Source organism: Aureisphaera sp., assembly GCF_059726885.1.
In genome coordinates this window covers 2,674,592-2,691,171 of the sequence record NZ_AP041051.1, presented here as the reverse complement: position 1 = coordinate 2,691,171, position 16,580 = coordinate 2,674,592, and the positions used below count along the sequence as shown (strand labels likewise).

Here is a 16,580-nt window from a genome sequence, read left to right as displayed (position 1 = left end):
CATTTGGGTGTGATCATTTTTTAATATACAATTAGCACCCTATTTTTGCGGTAATCTTTATTATTGCTTTTTTGAAACGTACGCTACACATATTGTTTTTGATACTCTTCTCCATTTCATGGAGCTACGGTCAGGTAAACATAATTGAGCGTGACTCTTCCCAAACCACCCAAGTATCCGTTAAATCGGGGTATTTTGAAAAAAAGCCAGAATTTCCAGATGCTGTTATCTATACCATGGATAGCGAAGGACAGGTATATATCGTTCATGAAGGGGTCGAAATGTGGTGCAATCAAGCCTATGTATATTTCAAAGACAATTTTGTAAAGGCCTACGGGGATGTTAGAATACTTCAGGGAGACACCGTTTCCATGAAAAGTAAATATGCCGAGTACAATGGCAATACGTCCTTTGCATTTGCAAGTGGCGATGTCATCCTAAAAGAACCCAAAACAACCCTAAGTACCGATACGCTATACTTTGATAGGGTAAAACAACAAGCCTATTATCGCAGTGGCGGAACGGTTCAGGATACCGCCAGTACATTGACCAGTTGGATTGGAAGGTACTATGCAGATACCAAAAAATACCAGTTCCTTTCAGAAGTAACCATCAAAAATCCGGAATACACGGTAAAGTCCCCACAATTGGACTTTTACTCTGAAACAGGGGGTGCCTATCTCTATGGACCTAGTACTATAGAAAGTGAGACCAGCACAGTATACTGTGAACGAGGATACTATAACACACGGGCCAATACGGGGCATTTTGTGAAGAACTCCCGTATCGACTATGAGAATAGGACCTTATATGGGGACAGCATTTATTTTGATAGAAACGAGAGTTTTGCTTCAGCAACCAATAATATAAAAGTGCTTGACACCATTAATAAAAGTATTATTCGAGGACATTATGCTGAAGTTTTCCGAGCTAAGGATTCCGTGTTCATTACCAAACGGGCGGTTGCCGTGACTCTTCAGGAACAAGATTCGGTCTATGTGCATGCCGATACACTTCAGGTGACTGGTAAGCCGGAAAACCGTATTATTAAAGGATTTTATCGGGCCCGTATGTTTAAGGAAGGATTGGAAGGTGAAGAACCTACGAGCGGTAAATGCGACTCAATATATATTGATGAGCAACTAGGAATCACAAAATTATTAAGGGAACCCATCCTTTGGAGCGGGGAAAATCAAATGACCGGTGACACCATTCATTTAATAAATAATAAAGTAACTGACGAATTGGATACTTTGAAGGTGTTCAACAATTCATTTTTAATTCAGAAGGACACATTAGAGGTCAATGCGTATAATCAGGTAAAGGGGGAACGCCTCATCGGGTTGTTTACAAATAACCAACTCGATACCGTGAATATTATAAAGAACTCGGAGGTTATCTACTATTTTAGAAATGACAAAAACGAATTGGTTGGAATAGATAATACCCTATCCAGTTCGATACAGTTGTATCTTGAAGAACAGAAGATAACGGGGATGCGATTCATAAACAAAGTACCCGGAAAGGTGTATCCAGAAAGCCAATTTCCCGAAAATGCACGATTGTTACCTGGTTTTAAATGGCGTGGTGATGAACGCCTGATTAACAAAAATGATCTTTTTGCCGGAAAACCCAAACCCGTATTACCTAAAATTAAAGGAATCCCATTACCAGAGGATGAAGGAGAATTTTTTGATGAAATTGATGAAGAAGAACTGGAGATTCCAGAGTATTCCAAGCTAAAAGTTAAGGATTTAAAGGATCGCGAGGAAGACCCCAAATTCAGAACTCAAAAATTGGACTCCTTACAAAAGGAGGAAAGAGACAAGAAGGAATTAATAAAAGAGCAATAACATGCTTTCTGATTTCCTTAAATATCAAGCACAAACCACACCACATCCCTTGGCAATGGAAATTTCCCATGCTAAGGGAAGCTACATTTATGATATGCAAGGCAATGCCCATCTCGATTTCGTTGCTGGGGTCTCGGCCTGTGCGTTAGGACATGGACATCCAAAGGTTAATGCCGCCATCAAAGCTCAATTGGACAGATATGCTCATGTTATGGTATATGGTGAATATGCCCAAGGTCCCGCTATTGAGCTATGTAAACTCCTTGCAAGCCATCTACCAGCTCCGTTAGATACCACCTATTTGGTAAATAGTGGTACCGAAGCTATAGAAGGTGCCTTAAAACTGGCACGTCGTGTTACGGGAAGAAGCGAAATCCTATATGCACATCATGCCTATCACGGCAATACCATGGGTGCTCTCAGCATTATGGGATTTGAAGAAAGGAAGGTTCCTTTTAAACCTTTGCTCCCCCATTGCTATCCCATTACCTTTAATGAAATAGAAAGTTTAGGGCGAATTACTCCATCCACAGCGGCAGTAATCTTGGAAACTATTCAAGGCGGTGCAGGTTTTATCCTTCCCAAAAATGAGTATCTAAAAAAGGTCAAGCAGCGCTGTGACGAAGTAGGTGCGTTGTTAATCCTAGATGAAATCCAGCCAGGTTTTGGACGTACCGGAAAACTCTTTGGTTTCCAACAGTACGACATGGTACCAGATATTTTGGTCATGGGCAAAGGTATGGGCGGTGGACTTCCTATTGGTGCGTTTACGGCCTCCCAAGAACATATGGCCTTGTTAAAGGACAACCCCAAGTTAGGTCACATTACCACGTTTGGGGGAAATCCAGTCATTGCTTCCGCAGCCTTGGCTACCCTTAAGGAAATTACGGAAAGTAATCTCATGCAGGAAATAGATCGCAAGGAAACTCTTTTCCGAAAACACCTATCCCATCCCTTAATTAAAGAAGTACGTGGCAAAGGACTCATGTTGGCAGCGATTGTTGACAATGGTGAATTGGCCACACAAGTAATTCTGGAATGCAAAGCCAAGCATCTTATCCTATTTTGGCTACTTTTCGAACCGCGTGCCATACGTATTACCCCCCCACTCACGATCAGTGATGACGAAATTGCAAAAGGATGTGCAATTTTGACAGGTGTGCTTGATAAAATCCAATCCGAAAATCACGAGTGAAAGACACTGAATAACAACCTCTTAACCCTCTAAAAAAGCTGTTAATAAGCTTGTTAACAAGAAAAAGGGCATGACTCTTGAAGGCTTTAATACATTAGTATCTTTAATTTGAGAAATAGTTAAAACGCTTGTATGCATTTGAGTTCTAACGAACATAACAACTTTTCACTTTCCCGTTTCGAATCCATGTTAAAGACTAATGATGTTTATTTCTTCGACTCCGAAGAGTTCGAGGAAATTATTCAACATTACTTGGAAAACGGTAAAGTAGCCCTTGCCAAAAAAGCAACGAAGATGGGACTAGAGCAACATCCTAGCTCTACCAATCTTAGATTGTTTCAGGTAGAGATGCATATTTTTGAAAATGAATTGGACAAGGCTGAGGAAATTTTGGACGAACTATATATTCTCGAAAAATCCAATGAAGAAATCTATATCCAAAAAGCCAATGTGTATTCCCGAAGGGATGAGCATAAAAAGGCAATAGCCCTTTTGGAAAAAGCCCTAGAGGTCACTGCGGATGAAGCAGACGTGCTCTCTTTAATGGGAATGGAGTACCTTTTCATGGAAGACTTCGAAAATGCGAAATACTATTTCATGAAATGCTTAGAGCAGGACGAACAGGATTATTCTGCCCTCTACAATATCATTTATTGTTTCGATTATTTAGAAGAACACGAAGCCGCAATAGATTACCTAAATGATTTTCTAAACAAAAACCCATATTGTGAGGTAGCTTGGCATCAAGTAGGAAAGCAATATTATGTGCTAAAAGAATACGAAAAGGCGCTTGCAGCATTCGATTTTGCCGTTATTAGTGACGATCGCTTTATTGGAGCCTACTTGGAAAAGGGTAAAGTTCTGGAAAGACTGAAGCAATATGAAAGGGCGATTGAGAGCTATTCCATTACCTTGGGATTGGACGAACCCACTTCCTTCGCCTTATTGCGTATCGGGAAGTGTTATGAAAAACTGGAGAATTATGAATTGGCACTTCAATTCTATAATAAATGTGTGGAGGAGGACGCTCTTTTGGATAAAGGTTGGATAGCCATAACCGATTTCTACTTTAGGAAGAAGAATTACCAAAAGGCCCTATACTATATCGAAAAAGCAATCAATATAGATACCGAAAACGTATTGTATTGGAAACGATATGCGAAAATCAACAAGCGCCTCAATCTTTTTGAGGAAGCCGAACATGGTTTTAGACGAAGCATCGAATTGGGTAACTATGAAATGGAAACCTGGTTGTCCCGTTGCGATATTCTAATCGAATTAGGGGAATACGATGCCGCTATCAATAATCTTTTACAAGCTGCAGAATTCTATCCTGAAAATGCCGAGATAGAATACCGTCTTGCGGGTCTTTATTACAAGCAATTAGAGGATAACAAGGCCGAATTTCATCTTAGAAATGCATTGAACTTAGATGATGAGTTTGCTATGATAATCGAAGAGCTTTTCCCTAAGGTATATCGCAAAAAAAGAGTGCAGGAATTAATCAAGGATCACAAGAAACCTTCGCTATAAAATGCGTATTTTTGGATTTGTCAAAACGAAATCCAATCTATGCCCTCCCGAAATTTTTTACAATACCTAGTCATTTCTTTAAAGGGAATTGCCATGGGTGCTGCCGATGTGGTTCCTGGGGTTTCCGGTGGAACCATTGCGTTTATTTCCGGTATTTATGAAGAACTCATTGAAACCATACACAAGTTGGATTTGGGCTTTTTCAAGATCTGGAAAACAGAGGGAATAAAAAAGGCATGGAACCACTATAACCTTTCATTCCTTACAGCACTATTTGGCGGGGTTCTAGTGAGTATTCTTTCGCTGGCCAAACTTATAAGTTGGTTGCTGGAGAATCATCCCATTGCAGTTTGGTCATTCTTTTTCGGACTTATAATCGCAAGCATTGTATATGTGGGCAAACAAATAACCAAATGGAATGTAGCGGCAATTGTTGCACTTGTCATTGCCGCCATGGTCTCCTATTTTATAACCATTATGGAACCTGTAGGATCTCCAGACAGCACATGGTTTTTGTTCTTTGCTGGCTGTATTGCTATTATTGCTATGATCCTTCCGGGAATATCTGGATCTTTCATTTTGCTTCTACTAGGAGCTTATGAAGCCGTTATTGGAACTATTTCGCAGTTCATTGATAGTATTCGAAGTATGGATGGTTCCATGTTCATGGATGCCTTTGTAAAAATGCTCGTCTTTGCTTTAGGTGCTGTCATCGGACTCAAGGCCTTTTCTAAAGTACTGAATTGGATGTTCTCAAATCATAAGAACTTAACCCTGGCTATACTTACAGGATTCATGATTGGCGCACTTAATAAGATATGGCCATGGAAAGAAGTACTCTCCTTTAGGACAAATCATGACGGCGAACAAGTGCCATTTCTGGAAAAAAGCGTACTTCCTACGCACTTTGATGGCGATGCAAAATTATGGCTTGCATTGCTTTTTACGGTCATAGGATTTTTGGCCATTTTCACTTTGGAAAGAATCGCCGTATCCAAAAAGACAGATTAAATGACGGAAACGAGAACCTTTAGCGATAAGATATGGCTTGTCCTTAAGGGGTTGGCCATGGGTGCTGCTAATAAGGTGCCAGGCGTTTCTGGTGGTATGGTCGCTTTTGTTGCCGGTTTCTACGAAGAATTTATCTATTCACTTCAGAAGGTAAATGGAAAGGCTTTCAAACTTCTTATAAATGGAAGGTTTAGTAGTTTTTGGCAGTACATAAACGGTCGGTTTCTTGGGCTGCTCATTTTAGGGATGATCATTAGTTATTTTAGTGTTTCAAAAATATTGGATTACCTACTGGTACATTTCGAATTATATGTTTGGAGTGCTTTTTTCGGGATGATTATAGGCTCCATTTACTATGTAGCAAAGGATTTCGGAAAATGGAACCGGAAATATCTGGGTTACTTAATTCTTGGTGTTTTAGTCGGGATAAGCATAAGTTTTCTGGAACCCGCAAAACAGAATGATCAATTATGGTTTGTTTTCTTTTGTGGAATTATTGGAGTGAGTGGTATGACCTTACCTGGCCTTTCGGGATCCTTCATTTTAATCCTTTTAGGAAATTACGTACTTCTTTTAGTCGATTCCGTAAACGCATTATACGATACTATCGCCAACATAATTAATTGGGATTTTTCCTTTGTTGAAGATCCAATACGCTTGAATTTACTTCTTGTATTGGCTGTATTCGCATTGGGTTCATTAACAGGATTGGTTTCACTTTCCCATTTCCTTGGATATCTTCTAAAACGCTATAAGCAAGCCACTTTTGCTGTAATAATAGGATTTATTACTGGCTCTTTAGGTGTGGTTTGGCCTTGGAAAAAAACACTTTACGAAAAGGACGTATTGGGTAATTTCATTCTAGATGCAAATGGCCAAGAAGTAGTGACAGGATACAGTCGCTATTGGCCATCAGAATTTTCTTTCGATACATTTCTTGCGATTTTCTTTATCATTGTGGGAGTATTGATTGTACTTAGTTTAGATTGGTACCAAAAGAAGACGACCCCATAACCAATGGCACGATATGGACTTATAGGTAAAAACATCGATTACTCCTTTTCGAAAACTTATTTCACCACAAAGTTTGAAAAGGAAAAACGAAAGGACACCTATCAAAATTTCGATTTGGAGTGTATAGAACTACTCCCAGATGTAATTGCTCAATACCCAGACGCAAAGGGTTTTAATGTAACCATTCCCTATAAAGAAGAGGTGATGCCCCTTTTAGACCGCATAGATAAAGAGGCTTTGGCAATTGGCGCCGTAAACACTATCAAGAAGCTAAAGGATGGTCGTTTGGCCGGATATAATACAGATCATTACGGGTTTGCCAAATCCTTGGCCGATTTCCTTCCATTGGAGGCCAAAACAGCATTGGTTCTCGGAACCGGAGGAGCAGCCAAGGCGATACGGTATGTTCTAAGTGCGATGGGGTTCGAGTTCCTATCGGTTTCACGGAATAAAACAGAAGAGACGATCACCTACCAAGATCTTACCCCTGAGATCATGGACACCCATTTTTTAATCGTAAACTGCACTCCACTTGGCACCTACCCAGAAGTAGATGCGTGCCCGAGTATTCCCTACCAACAAATTACGGACAATCATTTCCTCTTCGATCTCATATACAATCCGCGTGAAACTGAATTCCTGAAAAGAGGTTTCGCAAAAGGAGCAAAAGTCTGTAATGGCTTGAAAATGTTGGAGTACCAGGCTGAAAAAGCATGGAGCATTTGGAAATCCTAAACCCCTAAACCTTTAACACCAAAAGTATTGCTAGAACTTTGCCATGTGCAAGGTTGTTAGTATCTTTCACGTTCCTATAGTACGAACCTTAACATTGAAATAGATGTCTGACAAAGAATTGCCTAGCGAAAAAGAAAACGAAACCGGAGAGAATCAACCGATTGAGCAACCTGCTCAAGATATCCCCGCACAAAATTCTGAGGAAATAGAAACTGGATCCGAAGAACCCACAGAAGTAGCTGCTGAAGAAGTAAAAAAACAGGAAACGGATGAGGTTTTAACTCCTGAAGATTCTTCTGAAATCCCTACAGAGGAGACCAATGAAGAAACAGAAGAAGAAGTAACAGCCAGTGACGAAGCAACTGAAAAAGCAGAAGTAGAGGCTGCCAAGGAAAAAGAAGAGGACGTAGTAGATAACGAAGAAGCTGTCGCTTCCAAGGACACTACTGATGAAGAGGAAGTTGCTTCATCTGATGAAGAACATGAGGAATCTCAAGAGGAGGAGGAAGAGGTGGATTACCATGCCCTAAATAAGGAAGAACTAATCTCAGAATTTCAGAAACTTCTTAAGAATAATAATGTTCAGAACATTAAGAACAGTGTCGAAGAGATCAAGACCGAATTCAATGCCAAGTTTGCCGAAGAATTACAGCAGAAAAAGGAAGAATTCCTTGCAGAAGGTGGAAACATTATCGATTTCCATTATACGACTCCACTTAAAAAGCAGTTCAATTCCCTGTATTTCGATTACAAAGAGAAGAGAAACAGTTATTACCAGAACCTGAAACGGGATCTACAGGCAAATTATAACAAGCGGGAAGAGCTAATTGAGGAATTGAAAGGCCTATTGAACGCTGAAGAAAATATCAATTCAACCTATAAGCATTTTAAGGACATACAGGAGCGTTGGCATACCGCAGGTCCAATTCCACGGGACAAGTACAATACCGTATGGAATACCTACCGTCACCATGTTGAAAACTTCTATGATTTCCTTCATTTAAACCGTGAGTTCCGCGATTTAGATTTTAAGCATAACCTAGAACAAAAGCTAAAACTGATTGGAAGGGCCGAAGAACTAGCCCAAGAAGCGGATCTTAGCAAGTCATTCAGGGAACTGCAAATGCTCCATAAAATGTGGAAGGAGGACATCGGACCCGTCGCCAAGGAGTTCAGGGAAGATGTCTGGGAAAAATTTAGTGCTGCCACCAAGGTGATCCATGAAAAAAGGCAGGACTATCTAAAGGAGCAAGAGTCTAAATTTGAAGAAAATTTTGACTTGAAGAATGAAATTGTGGCCAAAATCAATGCACTAACAGAAGCTACAAATGGTAGTCATAAAGCATGGCAACAGGGCATAAAGGAGGTTCAGAAGTTGCGGGATTCCTATTTCGAAATAGGCAAGGTTCCAAGATCTAAGGCAAAAGAGATTTGGAACGTTTTCAAAGAAGCCACCCGTAATTTTAACCGCGAAAAAAACAGCTTCTATAAAAACCAGAAAAAGGATCAGTACACCAACCTGGAAAAGAAATTGGAGCTTATAAAAATAGCTGAAGAAAATAAGGAGAGTGATGATTTTGATGTAGTGACACCACTCATGAAGAAAATACAAAGTGATTGGAAATCCATAGGTCATGTTCCGAGAAAGGAAAGCGACAAAATATGGAAGCAGTTCAAAGATGCCTGCAATCACTATTTCGACAGGGTACATGCCGAACGCAATGAGGCCAATAAAGAAGAAATGGCACATTATGAAGCCAAAGAAGCCCTATTGAATAGCATGGATTCTATGGAGTTAAGTGGTGATCATACTGCCGATCTGGAGACGATCAAAGGGAAAATAACCGAATGGAAAGCCATAGGCCGTGTCCCTTTCAATAAAAGAAACATTGAACGTAAGTTCAATAAAACTTTGGATGGTCTATTCGGGAAATTGAATCTTGGAAAACAAGAAACCGAAATGATTCGTTTCGAAAACAAATTGAATACCATGGTTTCCCAAGAAGACAAAAGGAAACTGCAGAACGAAGAATTCTTTATTTCGAAGAAGATCACCGAAGTACAACAGGAAATCCGTCAGTTAGAGAATAATCTTGGCTTCTTTCAAAATGCAAAGGAGGACAATCCCCTTGTGAAAGATGTGCATAAAAACATAAACCGACACAAGGAACAATTGGACATCTGGAAAAGTAAACTCCAAAAAATACGTTCACTGCGCAAAAGGGAAGAATAGATGGTATGTCCGCTGTGTAAGAGTACAAATGTAAAGCAGCGGGTAGATGCGTTTCAATTTTTAACTTGCTCAAATTGTGGTAGTGTTTTTCGCAACCCTGAAGATTTTCCGAATCCACAAAAGGAAAGGGAACGCTACCTACAACACAATAATAATATTGAGGACCCTAGATACCAACGGTTTGTAAATCCAATTGTTGAAGCAGTAGTAAAGACATTTCCAACGACCAGTATGGGGTTGGATTTTGGTGCCGGCACCGGACCTGTCATATCCAAAATATTGGGGGATCGAGGATATGCAATGCATCTTTGGGATCCCTTTTTTCATTCGGACAGATCGGTACTTGATAAAACCTATGACTTTATAGTATGCTGCGAGGTCATTGAGCATTTCCATAAGCCCTATGAAGAGTTTCAGCTAATGCAATCACTCTTAAAACCCAATGGCACCCTTTTTTGTATGAGCGAATTATTGCCAGGGGCCTCCCAATTTTCTACTTGGTATTATAAAGATGATCCTACTCATGTGATATTTTACTCTGAGCAAAATCTATTGTGGATTCAAGAGCATTTGGAGTATGCCCAACTAGAAATCTCGGATCGACTTATTGTACTTTCGAAAGCCTAAAGAAGCTTCGCCTCATTCCAATACACATCCATCTCTGCCAGGGTCATCTCTTTCAGGGACTTGTTGTTTTCCTTTGCTTTGCTCTCTAAATACTGAAATCGCTTGATAAACTTTTTATTGGTCCGCTCCAATGCACTCTCGGGGTCTACTTTCAAAAAACGGGCGTAATTGATCATGGAAAAGAGCACATCGCCAAACTCCTGTTCAATTTTTTCTTGATTATTGTGTGCCACTTCATGTTGTAATTCTTCCAACTCCTCTTTTAACTTTTCAAAAACCTGCTGGGGTTCTTCCCAATCGAAACCGACCCCAGCCACCTTATCCTGAATTCTGTTGGCTTTTACCATGGCTGGTAGTGAAGTAGGCACCCCCTCAAGCACACTCTTTTTACCTTCCTTCAATTTCAGGTTTTCCCAATTCTGTTTTACTTCCTCTTCATCTGCCACTTCAACATCTCCATAAATATGTGGATGACGGGAAATCAATTTTTCACAAATATCATTAGCCACATCGGCCATATCGAAGTGTTTTTTTTCACTCCCAATCTTTGCGTAGAAAACGATATGCAACAGTAGATCGCCAAGTTCCTTCTTTACTTCCTCCAAGTCATTCTCCAAAATGGCATCGCCTAATTCGTACGTCTCTTCTATAGTTAGATGACGTAGGGTCTGCATGGTCTGTTTTCTGTCCCAAGGACATTGCTCCCTAAGCTCATCCATAATGGTGAGCAGACGGTCGTAAGCGGCTAACTGTTGTTCCCTAGAATTTTGCATATCTAAAACTAAAAAAATCCTTACGAGGGTAAGGATTTTTTGCAGTTAATTTATTGAAAAGTTATCAAGGTTATTCCTCCTCGGAAGCATCGGATTCGGCTTCAGAAAAATCACTGAAACCATGCTTATTCAACAAGTTGTACCATTGTACCACTTTTTTGATATCGCTCGCATATACCCTATCCTCATCATAATCCGGCAATACATTGAAGAAGTATTCTTCCAACTCATCCTTGGAAGATTTATGGCTAATGGCCTCTCCTCCATTCTCTTTATCATTTATCTTCTGAAAAACCTCACTTAAGGGAACTTCTTCAGTAAGTGTATAGATGGCAATTTCTGAAAGCAAACTCACATTGTGACGTGCGCTCACGGTTATTTTCTTACCATCCACTAAGGATTCCGCCAATAAACCCGTACGGGTTTGGGTTTTCAACATGTACAAACCTGGTTTTCCGGAAATAGATAAAACTTTTTCTAAGCTCATTCGTTTTTTACGTTTGAAGGGCGCAAATATGCATCCTTATCACGATTATTCCAAACGGATTAACGTTTCTTTTTGGCTTGCGGAAAACGCATCCGGTAATCCACTTTTACCTTGCCTTTTGATATATTGGCAAGCCTACCTTTAATTAAACGCTTCTTTAAAGCAGATAGTTTGTCTGTGAATAAGATTCCCTCTATATGATCATATTCATGCTGAATGATCCTCGCAGCGATCCCATCTATGGTTTCCCTTTGTTTTTTGAAGTTTTCATCCAAATACTCTATCGTAATGGTACTTTGCCTAAACACATCTTCCCTCACATCCGGAATACTTAAACAACCTTCATTAAACGCCCATTCATCGCCTGTTTCCTCGACAATTTGTGCATTTATAAAAACCCGTTTAAAGGTTGAAACAAATTCACGCTCTTCTTCAGATAGGTCCTCGTCATCCTCAAATGGTGTGGCATCCACAATAAATAAACGAATCGGCATCCCAATTTGCGGTGCGGCCAAGCCAATACCATGCGCTGCATACATCGTTTCGAACATATTGTCCAGGAGTTCCTCCAATTTTGGGTACTCCTTCGTAATTTCTTTTGTTGCTTTTCGTAACACGGGGTCTCCGTATGCCACTATGGGATAAATCATCTTCTGTCCTTAGTTTTTCATTTAATCAGTTGCGATTTTGTTCCGTACGTTGCCATACGGATAGACATCGCTTACTGCCTACTCAAATAATCCTGTAATATTATAGTCGCGCTTATCTCATCGACCAGCGCCTTATTTTGCCGTTGCTTTTTCTTCAAACCACTGTCAATCATCGTCTGGAATGCCATTTTACTGGTAAAGCGTTCGTCCCGGCGTTCAAAAGGAATACTTGGAAACTCCTTACTATAGGTTTCCAAGAATTTCTGAATCGCTCCTTCTACATCAGAATGGGTCCCATCCTTTTGCTTGGGCTCCCCGACCAATACCAGTTCCACCTTTTCGGTACTGAAATATTCCTTCAGAAAGTCCATTAATTCAGCAGTGGGAACTGTTGTTAATCCCGACGCAATAATTTGTAATTCGTCCGTAACAGCAATCCCAGTTCGCTTCGTTCCATAATCCAATGCCAGTATCCTCGCCATAATTGGATGCAAAAATAGCAGTTTACAAAATAGTATGCTAAAAATGCGGCGTGATTTCAATGAGCCGTTTATCTTTGTATATCCTTTGAAAATCCAGTTTTTAGCATGACAGCATTACAGCAAATCATAGAAAGTGCGTGGGAAGATCGTTCCCAACTTCAAAATCAAGAAACCCAAGACGCTATTCGCGAAGTGGTTCGTCTTTGTGACGAAGGAACACTTAGATGCGCCGAACCCACCAGTAATGGATGGCAAGTGAACGAATGGGTTAAAAAAGCCGTGGTGCTCTATTTCCCTATTCAGAAAATGGAGACTATGGAAGCTGGTATTTTTGAGTATCACGACAAGATTCCTTTGAAAAAAGGTTATGAAGCCAAAGGCATTCGGGTAGTACCGCACGCAGTTGCAAGACACGGAGCCTATATCTCTAAAGGTGTCATTATGATGCCTAGTTATGTGAATATTGGTGCCTACGTAGATGAAGGAACCATGGTCGATACTTGGGCCACCGTAGGAAGTTGTGCTCAGATTGGGAAGAACGTACACCTCAGTGGTGGTGTGGGGATTGGTGGTGTATTAGAACCTTTGCAGGCCGCTCCGGTTATTATTGAAGACAATGCTTTTATCGGTTCCCGTTGCATCGTGGTAGAAGGGGTTCGCGTTGAAAAGGAAGCTGTTTTGGGAGCCAATGTGGTTTTGACCGCTTCTACAAAGATCATTGATGTTACTGGAGATACCCCTATTGAAATGAAAGGGAGGGTCCCTGCCCGTTCGGTAGTGATCCCGGGAAGTTATACTAAACAATTCCCAGCCGGGGAATATCAAGTGTCCTGTGCCTTGATTATTGGGCAACGTAAAGAAAGTACCAATAAAAAAACTTCATTGAACGATGCCTTAAGGGAACATGATGTGGCAGTTTAGGAATAGATCCATTATATGGAGATTACATTTTCTCCTTTTTCTATTTGCAATAACTGGGTGTCAATCCAGTGGATCAAAAATCCCTGAAGGATTTGAGGCCAAGCCAATACCCTTTTTGCAGAGAAGTGCCTACATTCCAGTAAATTACGAAAAGGTCAACCTAAACGAGTTGGGAGAAATGATTCGGCAAAATCCGGAAATTGATCCCACAGTGGAAGTTTATTATAATATGGCACTGCAAATATATTCGGTGAATAACGTGGCGCCAGTCCTTTATGCTAAAGAAGGCCAAATAAACGAATGTATTTGGTTTATTCCCATCCAATATACTCCTCTAACAGAGGAAGTTGTTGAGATGTACACAGAATCGGTGAATCAAGCAATTACGCAATCAAAAGATCTAAACGGTATCGAGTATCGGGAATTGGAATCCCATTTTCAAGGGTCTTATACGGGAGGAATGCTAAAGTTGAAATATCTACAATCCTTTGGAGAAAACCAGAGGTATCTAACACAATATGTAACTTCCAAGAATCTGGAAACCTACATAATCGTAGTTTTTAACCCGGAAAACAAGGATTTTGAGATTACGTACAAGAGTCTGTAATCATCCTCTTCTACGTCTTCGCATCTTCTTGGAATTCACCTTTCTTTGGAAATTACGCGAATAGTACGTCATCCAATGATGTACCTCAGCTGCCGATTTACCACATAGTTTCGCATAAACCGGTGACATGATGTTAATCATCGTTTTAGACAACCACAACCTCCTGAAGTTATGCATTCGTTTTTTGAAATCCAGCTTTTCAAAACGCATTCGGTTCAAATCGATAAGGTAAAAATCGAACTGACCTTCACTTGTCTCTTTGATCAATGTATTTCCGGGGGAGTGATCCAGGAAATTGATGCCCTGTTCATGCATTCTAAACATAAAAGCGGCAAACTGTTCCAATATTTCCTTGCGGTTTGGCCATTTCGGATTATGATTTAACACCCTGAAATCGAAGTCGTAATCCAAATGCTTGGAGATATAAAAGCTTTCCTTGAGTCCTAGCACAAATCGTTCGTAATAAGCAACTGGGGCAGGCGTGTTGACACCAAAAGTTTCCAGTTTCAGGGCGTATTCAAAAGAGCGCCTTGCCTTGGTAGGCCTCAGAAACCGATACACCAGGCTTTGAAATATATTAGGGTTTTTGAATTTTTTTACATTGAAAACGATATGGTCCAATTCAAACTTCTTGATCGCATTGCGCTCTCCCTTCACCACATCCACACCAGAGGTTTCAAAATCCTTCAAAAGGGAGTGTAACCTATCGGTTTGGTTCTTGTAGTCATCATGTACAACGAAGTTCGTCGGCATTTTAATTTTTAAAAATTCAAAAAAAAGATACCTTGCGAAGGTAATGCAACCAAAGAAAATTCTTGTTATACAGAACAAAAGAATTGGCGATGTCCTTATCGCTTCAGTTTTGGCAAACAATCTAAAATCGAAGTATCCAGATTCTCATATCTCGTATTTTGTTTACGATTATACTGCGGGTGTCATTGAACAGAACCCTAATATAGATCGCATTATATTGGCCCAAGACGCCGAGCTTAAAAAAATAACGGTATTGCTCAGGACCATTCGAACCATTCGAAAGGAGAAATACGATATCATCATAGATCCGTACGCCAAATTTCAGAGCCGAATGATGTGCTTGTTCTCAAAAGCACCAAAAAGAGTTGGTTTTAAGCGGAAAAACAAAAATTTAAAACTACCGTACTACACAGAGACTATTACCTTTTTGGATACTGCCAGTATGGCTTGTGGTAAGGCATTGGAGGATCGGATGCACCTATTGCAAAAAGCTTTTGCTATAGAGAATCCAGATCCAATGTATCGTATTTTCCTAAGCCAGGAAGAACAGAAATACGATAGGATTACATCTTTGGAGCGTCCGGTTATTATGTTAGGCGTTTTGGGAAGTACACCCAACAAATCCCTGCCGTACGAGTACACTGCCCAACTCATTGACTATCTGGCAAAGAATCATAAAGCCACACTACTTTTTAATTATGCGCCACATCAGAAGGTGGAAGCCTTGAAAATTTATGAATTGTGCGAATTCAAGGAGCAAATCAACTTGGACATTTACGAGGATTCCATACGTGGGTTTGTAAAGTTAATGAACCAATGCGACCTCTTACTATCCAATGAAGGTGGAAGTGTCCATATTGCAAAGGCATTGAACAAACCCACTTTTACAATTTATTCTCCGTACATCAACAAATCGCATTGGAATAGTTTTGAAGATGGAATAACACACGACTCCGTTCATTTGTTTGAAGATAATCCCGATTATTTTGAAAGTCTATCGAGGGAGGAGAAAAAGGAAATCGAAAGTAATCCTGAACAATTATACCGTAAATTAACCCCGGATCGAATCTTGAACAAATTGAAACCGTATTTGTCGCATCACTTAAAAACATCCAACCCATGAATTTTAAAGACCGCTATAGACATTGGAGACGGAAAATGAAATTCAACAGCCAGTACTTTCGAGGTAAATGGGATAAGTTGGGTGGCGAAAAGGAACGGGTGCGTTACGAGCAAATCGATGCCTTTTTACATCGATTTCAGCCCAACTCCATTTTGGACCTAGGCTGTGGGGATGGCGTTTTAAATAGACGGATGACTTACGACGGATTCAAATCTTTTCTCGGTGTTGATTATGCCGAAGTCTCGGTTAAAAAAGCCAAAAAACAAGGATTCCCTAAAGCAAACTTCGAAACCCACGATTTACTCCATTTTAAACCCAAAGAATTATATGAAGCCATCATCCTTAATGAGGCCTTCTACTATATTCACGATTCGGAACGCAGTCGCGTCCTAGAAAACATTCTTTCAGGATTGGACCCAAAAGGTATTCTTATCGTATCTATCTTTCGGGAAGGCGCAACCTGTTGGGAATACTTTAAAGACAATCCCGGTCTTAAAGAAGAGGATTTTCAAGTGGTGCATAGTACCATAGATGATACGTATTGGAAAGTAGGAGCCTATTCTAGAAATTAGAAGATTACCAG

Annotated in this window: 17 protein-coding genes; 12 read left to right on the top strand and 5 right to left on the bottom strand. The window is 40.2% G+C overall.

Annotated elements, in window-relative coordinates; genetic code table 11:
• Positions 1-71 precede the first annotated feature (71 nt).
• The 8 genes from AC6JAD_RS11750 to AC6JAD_RS11715 all read left to right on the top strand — a co-directional run bounded on the left by AC6JAD_RS11750 (position 72) and on the right by AC6JAD_RS11715 (position 10,201).
• Positions 72-1,853, top strand: coding sequence for an OstA-like protein (locus tag AC6JAD_RS11750; RefSeq protein WP_461303392.1), 1,782 nt, complete (start codon positions 72-74; stop codon positions 1,851-1,853).
• A 1-nt stretch (position 1,854) separates the two neighbouring features.
• The gene (locus tag AC6JAD_RS11745) at positions 1,855-3,048 is read left to right on the top strand and encodes an aspartate aminotransferase family protein (RefSeq protein WP_461303391.1); all 1,194 of its coding nucleotides are present in this window, start codon (positions 1,855-1,857) and stop codon (positions 3,046-3,048) included.
• Between the two features lie 132 nt (positions 3,049-3,180).
• On the top strand, positions 3,181-4,581 hold the full coding sequence (locus tag AC6JAD_RS11740) for a tetratricopeptide repeat protein (RefSeq protein ID WP_461303390.1): 1,401 nt from the start codon (positions 3,181-3,183) through the stop codon (positions 4,579-4,581).
• Positions 4,582-4,620: 39 nt separating this feature from the next.
• Positions 4,621-5,592 carry a DUF368 domain-containing protein gene (locus tag AC6JAD_RS11735; protein WP_461303389.1) on the top strand — a complete coding sequence of 324 codons (972 nt, stop codon included), beginning with the start codon at positions 4,621-4,623 and terminating at the stop codon, positions 5,590-5,592.
• The gene (locus tag AC6JAD_RS11730) at positions 5,593-6,606 is read left to right on the top strand and encodes a DUF368 domain-containing protein (protein WP_461303388.1); all 1,014 of its coding nucleotides are present in this window, start codon (positions 5,593-5,595) and stop codon (positions 6,604-6,606) included. It begins immediately after the preceding gene.
• A 3-nt stretch (positions 6,607-6,609) separates the two neighbouring features.
• Positions 6,610-7,341 (top strand): shikimate dehydrogenase family protein, encoded by a 732-nt coding sequence (locus AC6JAD_RS11725; RefSeq protein ID WP_461303387.1) that lies wholly within the window; start codon positions 6,610-6,612, stop codon positions 7,339-7,341.
• A gap of 103 nt (positions 7,342-7,444) precedes the next feature.
• Entirely contained in the window at positions 7,445-9,574 is a 2,130-nt protein-coding gene (locus AC6JAD_RS11720; protein WP_461303386.1) for a DUF349 domain-containing protein, read from the top strand.
• Positions 9,575-10,201, top strand: a complete 627-nt coding sequence (locus AC6JAD_RS11715) for a class I SAM-dependent methyltransferase (protein ID WP_461303385.1) — start codon at positions 9,575-9,577, stop codon at positions 10,199-10,201.
• Here the strand turns inward: AC6JAD_RS11715 and mazG are convergent.
• From mazG to ruvX, 4 genes are all read right to left on the bottom strand, one after another.
• A complete protein-coding gene (mazG, locus tag AC6JAD_RS11710) occupies positions 10,198-10,974 on the bottom strand; it encodes a nucleoside triphosphate pyrophosphohydrolase (protein ID WP_461303384.1) in 777 nt (258 codons plus the stop codon). The genes AC6JAD_RS11715 and mazG overlap by 4 nt on opposite strands.
• A gap of 70 nt (positions 10,975-11,044) precedes the next feature.
• On the bottom strand, positions 11,045-11,461 hold the full coding sequence (locus AC6JAD_RS11705; protein ID WP_461303383.1) for a DUF5606 family protein: 417 nt from the start codon (positions 11,459-11,461) through the stop codon (positions 11,045-11,047).
• 59 nt (positions 11,462-11,520) lie between these two features.
• The gene (def, locus tag AC6JAD_RS11700; protein ID WP_461303382.1) at positions 11,521-12,111 is read right to left on the bottom strand and encodes a peptide deformylase; all 591 of its coding nucleotides are present in this window, start codon (positions 12,109-12,111) and stop codon (positions 11,521-11,523) included.
• 71 nt (positions 12,112-12,182) lie between these two features.
• Positions 12,183-12,593, bottom strand: a complete 411-nt coding sequence (ruvX, locus tag AC6JAD_RS11695) for a Holliday junction resolvase RuvX (RefSeq protein ID WP_461303381.1) — start codon at positions 12,591-12,593, stop codon at positions 12,183-12,185.
• Positions 12,594-12,698: 105 nt separating this feature from the next.
• On the opposite strand from ruvX, the gene AC6JAD_RS11690 reads away from it, so the two are divergent.
• Positions 12,699-13,514 (top strand): 2,3,4,5-tetrahydropyridine-2,6-dicarboxylate N-succinyltransferase, encoded by an 816-nt coding sequence (locus AC6JAD_RS11690; RefSeq protein WP_461303380.1) that lies wholly within the window; start codon positions 12,699-12,701, stop codon positions 13,512-13,514.
• A gap of 115 nt (positions 13,515-13,629) precedes the next feature.
• Positions 13,630-14,121: a hypothetical protein gene (locus AC6JAD_RS11685; RefSeq protein WP_461303379.1), complete on the top strand. Its 492-nt coding sequence runs from the start codon at positions 13,630-13,632 to the stop codon at positions 14,119-14,121.
• Here the strand turns inward: AC6JAD_RS11685 and AC6JAD_RS11680 are convergent, their stop codons facing one another.
• Positions 14,122-14,874, bottom strand: a complete 753-nt coding sequence (locus AC6JAD_RS11680) for a lipopolysaccharide kinase InaA family protein (RefSeq protein ID WP_461303378.1) — start codon at positions 14,872-14,874, stop codon at positions 14,122-14,124.
• A 43-nt stretch (positions 14,875-14,917) separates the two neighbouring features.
• Here AC6JAD_RS11680 and AC6JAD_RS11675 point away from each other — a divergent pair, with 43 nt between their 5' ends.
• Both AC6JAD_RS11675 and AC6JAD_RS11670 read left to right on the top strand, forming a co-directional pair.
• Positions 14,918-15,997, top strand: a complete 1,080-nt coding sequence (locus tag AC6JAD_RS11675; RefSeq protein WP_461303377.1) for a glycosyltransferase family 9 protein — start codon at positions 14,918-14,920, stop codon at positions 15,995-15,997.
• A complete protein-coding gene (locus tag AC6JAD_RS11670) occupies positions 15,994-16,569 on the top strand; it encodes a class I SAM-dependent methyltransferase (protein ID WP_461303376.1) in 576 nt (191 codons plus the stop codon). The genes AC6JAD_RS11675 and AC6JAD_RS11670 overlap by 4 nt, the downstream gene beginning before the upstream one ends.
• Positions 16,570-16,580 lie beyond the last annotated feature (11 nt).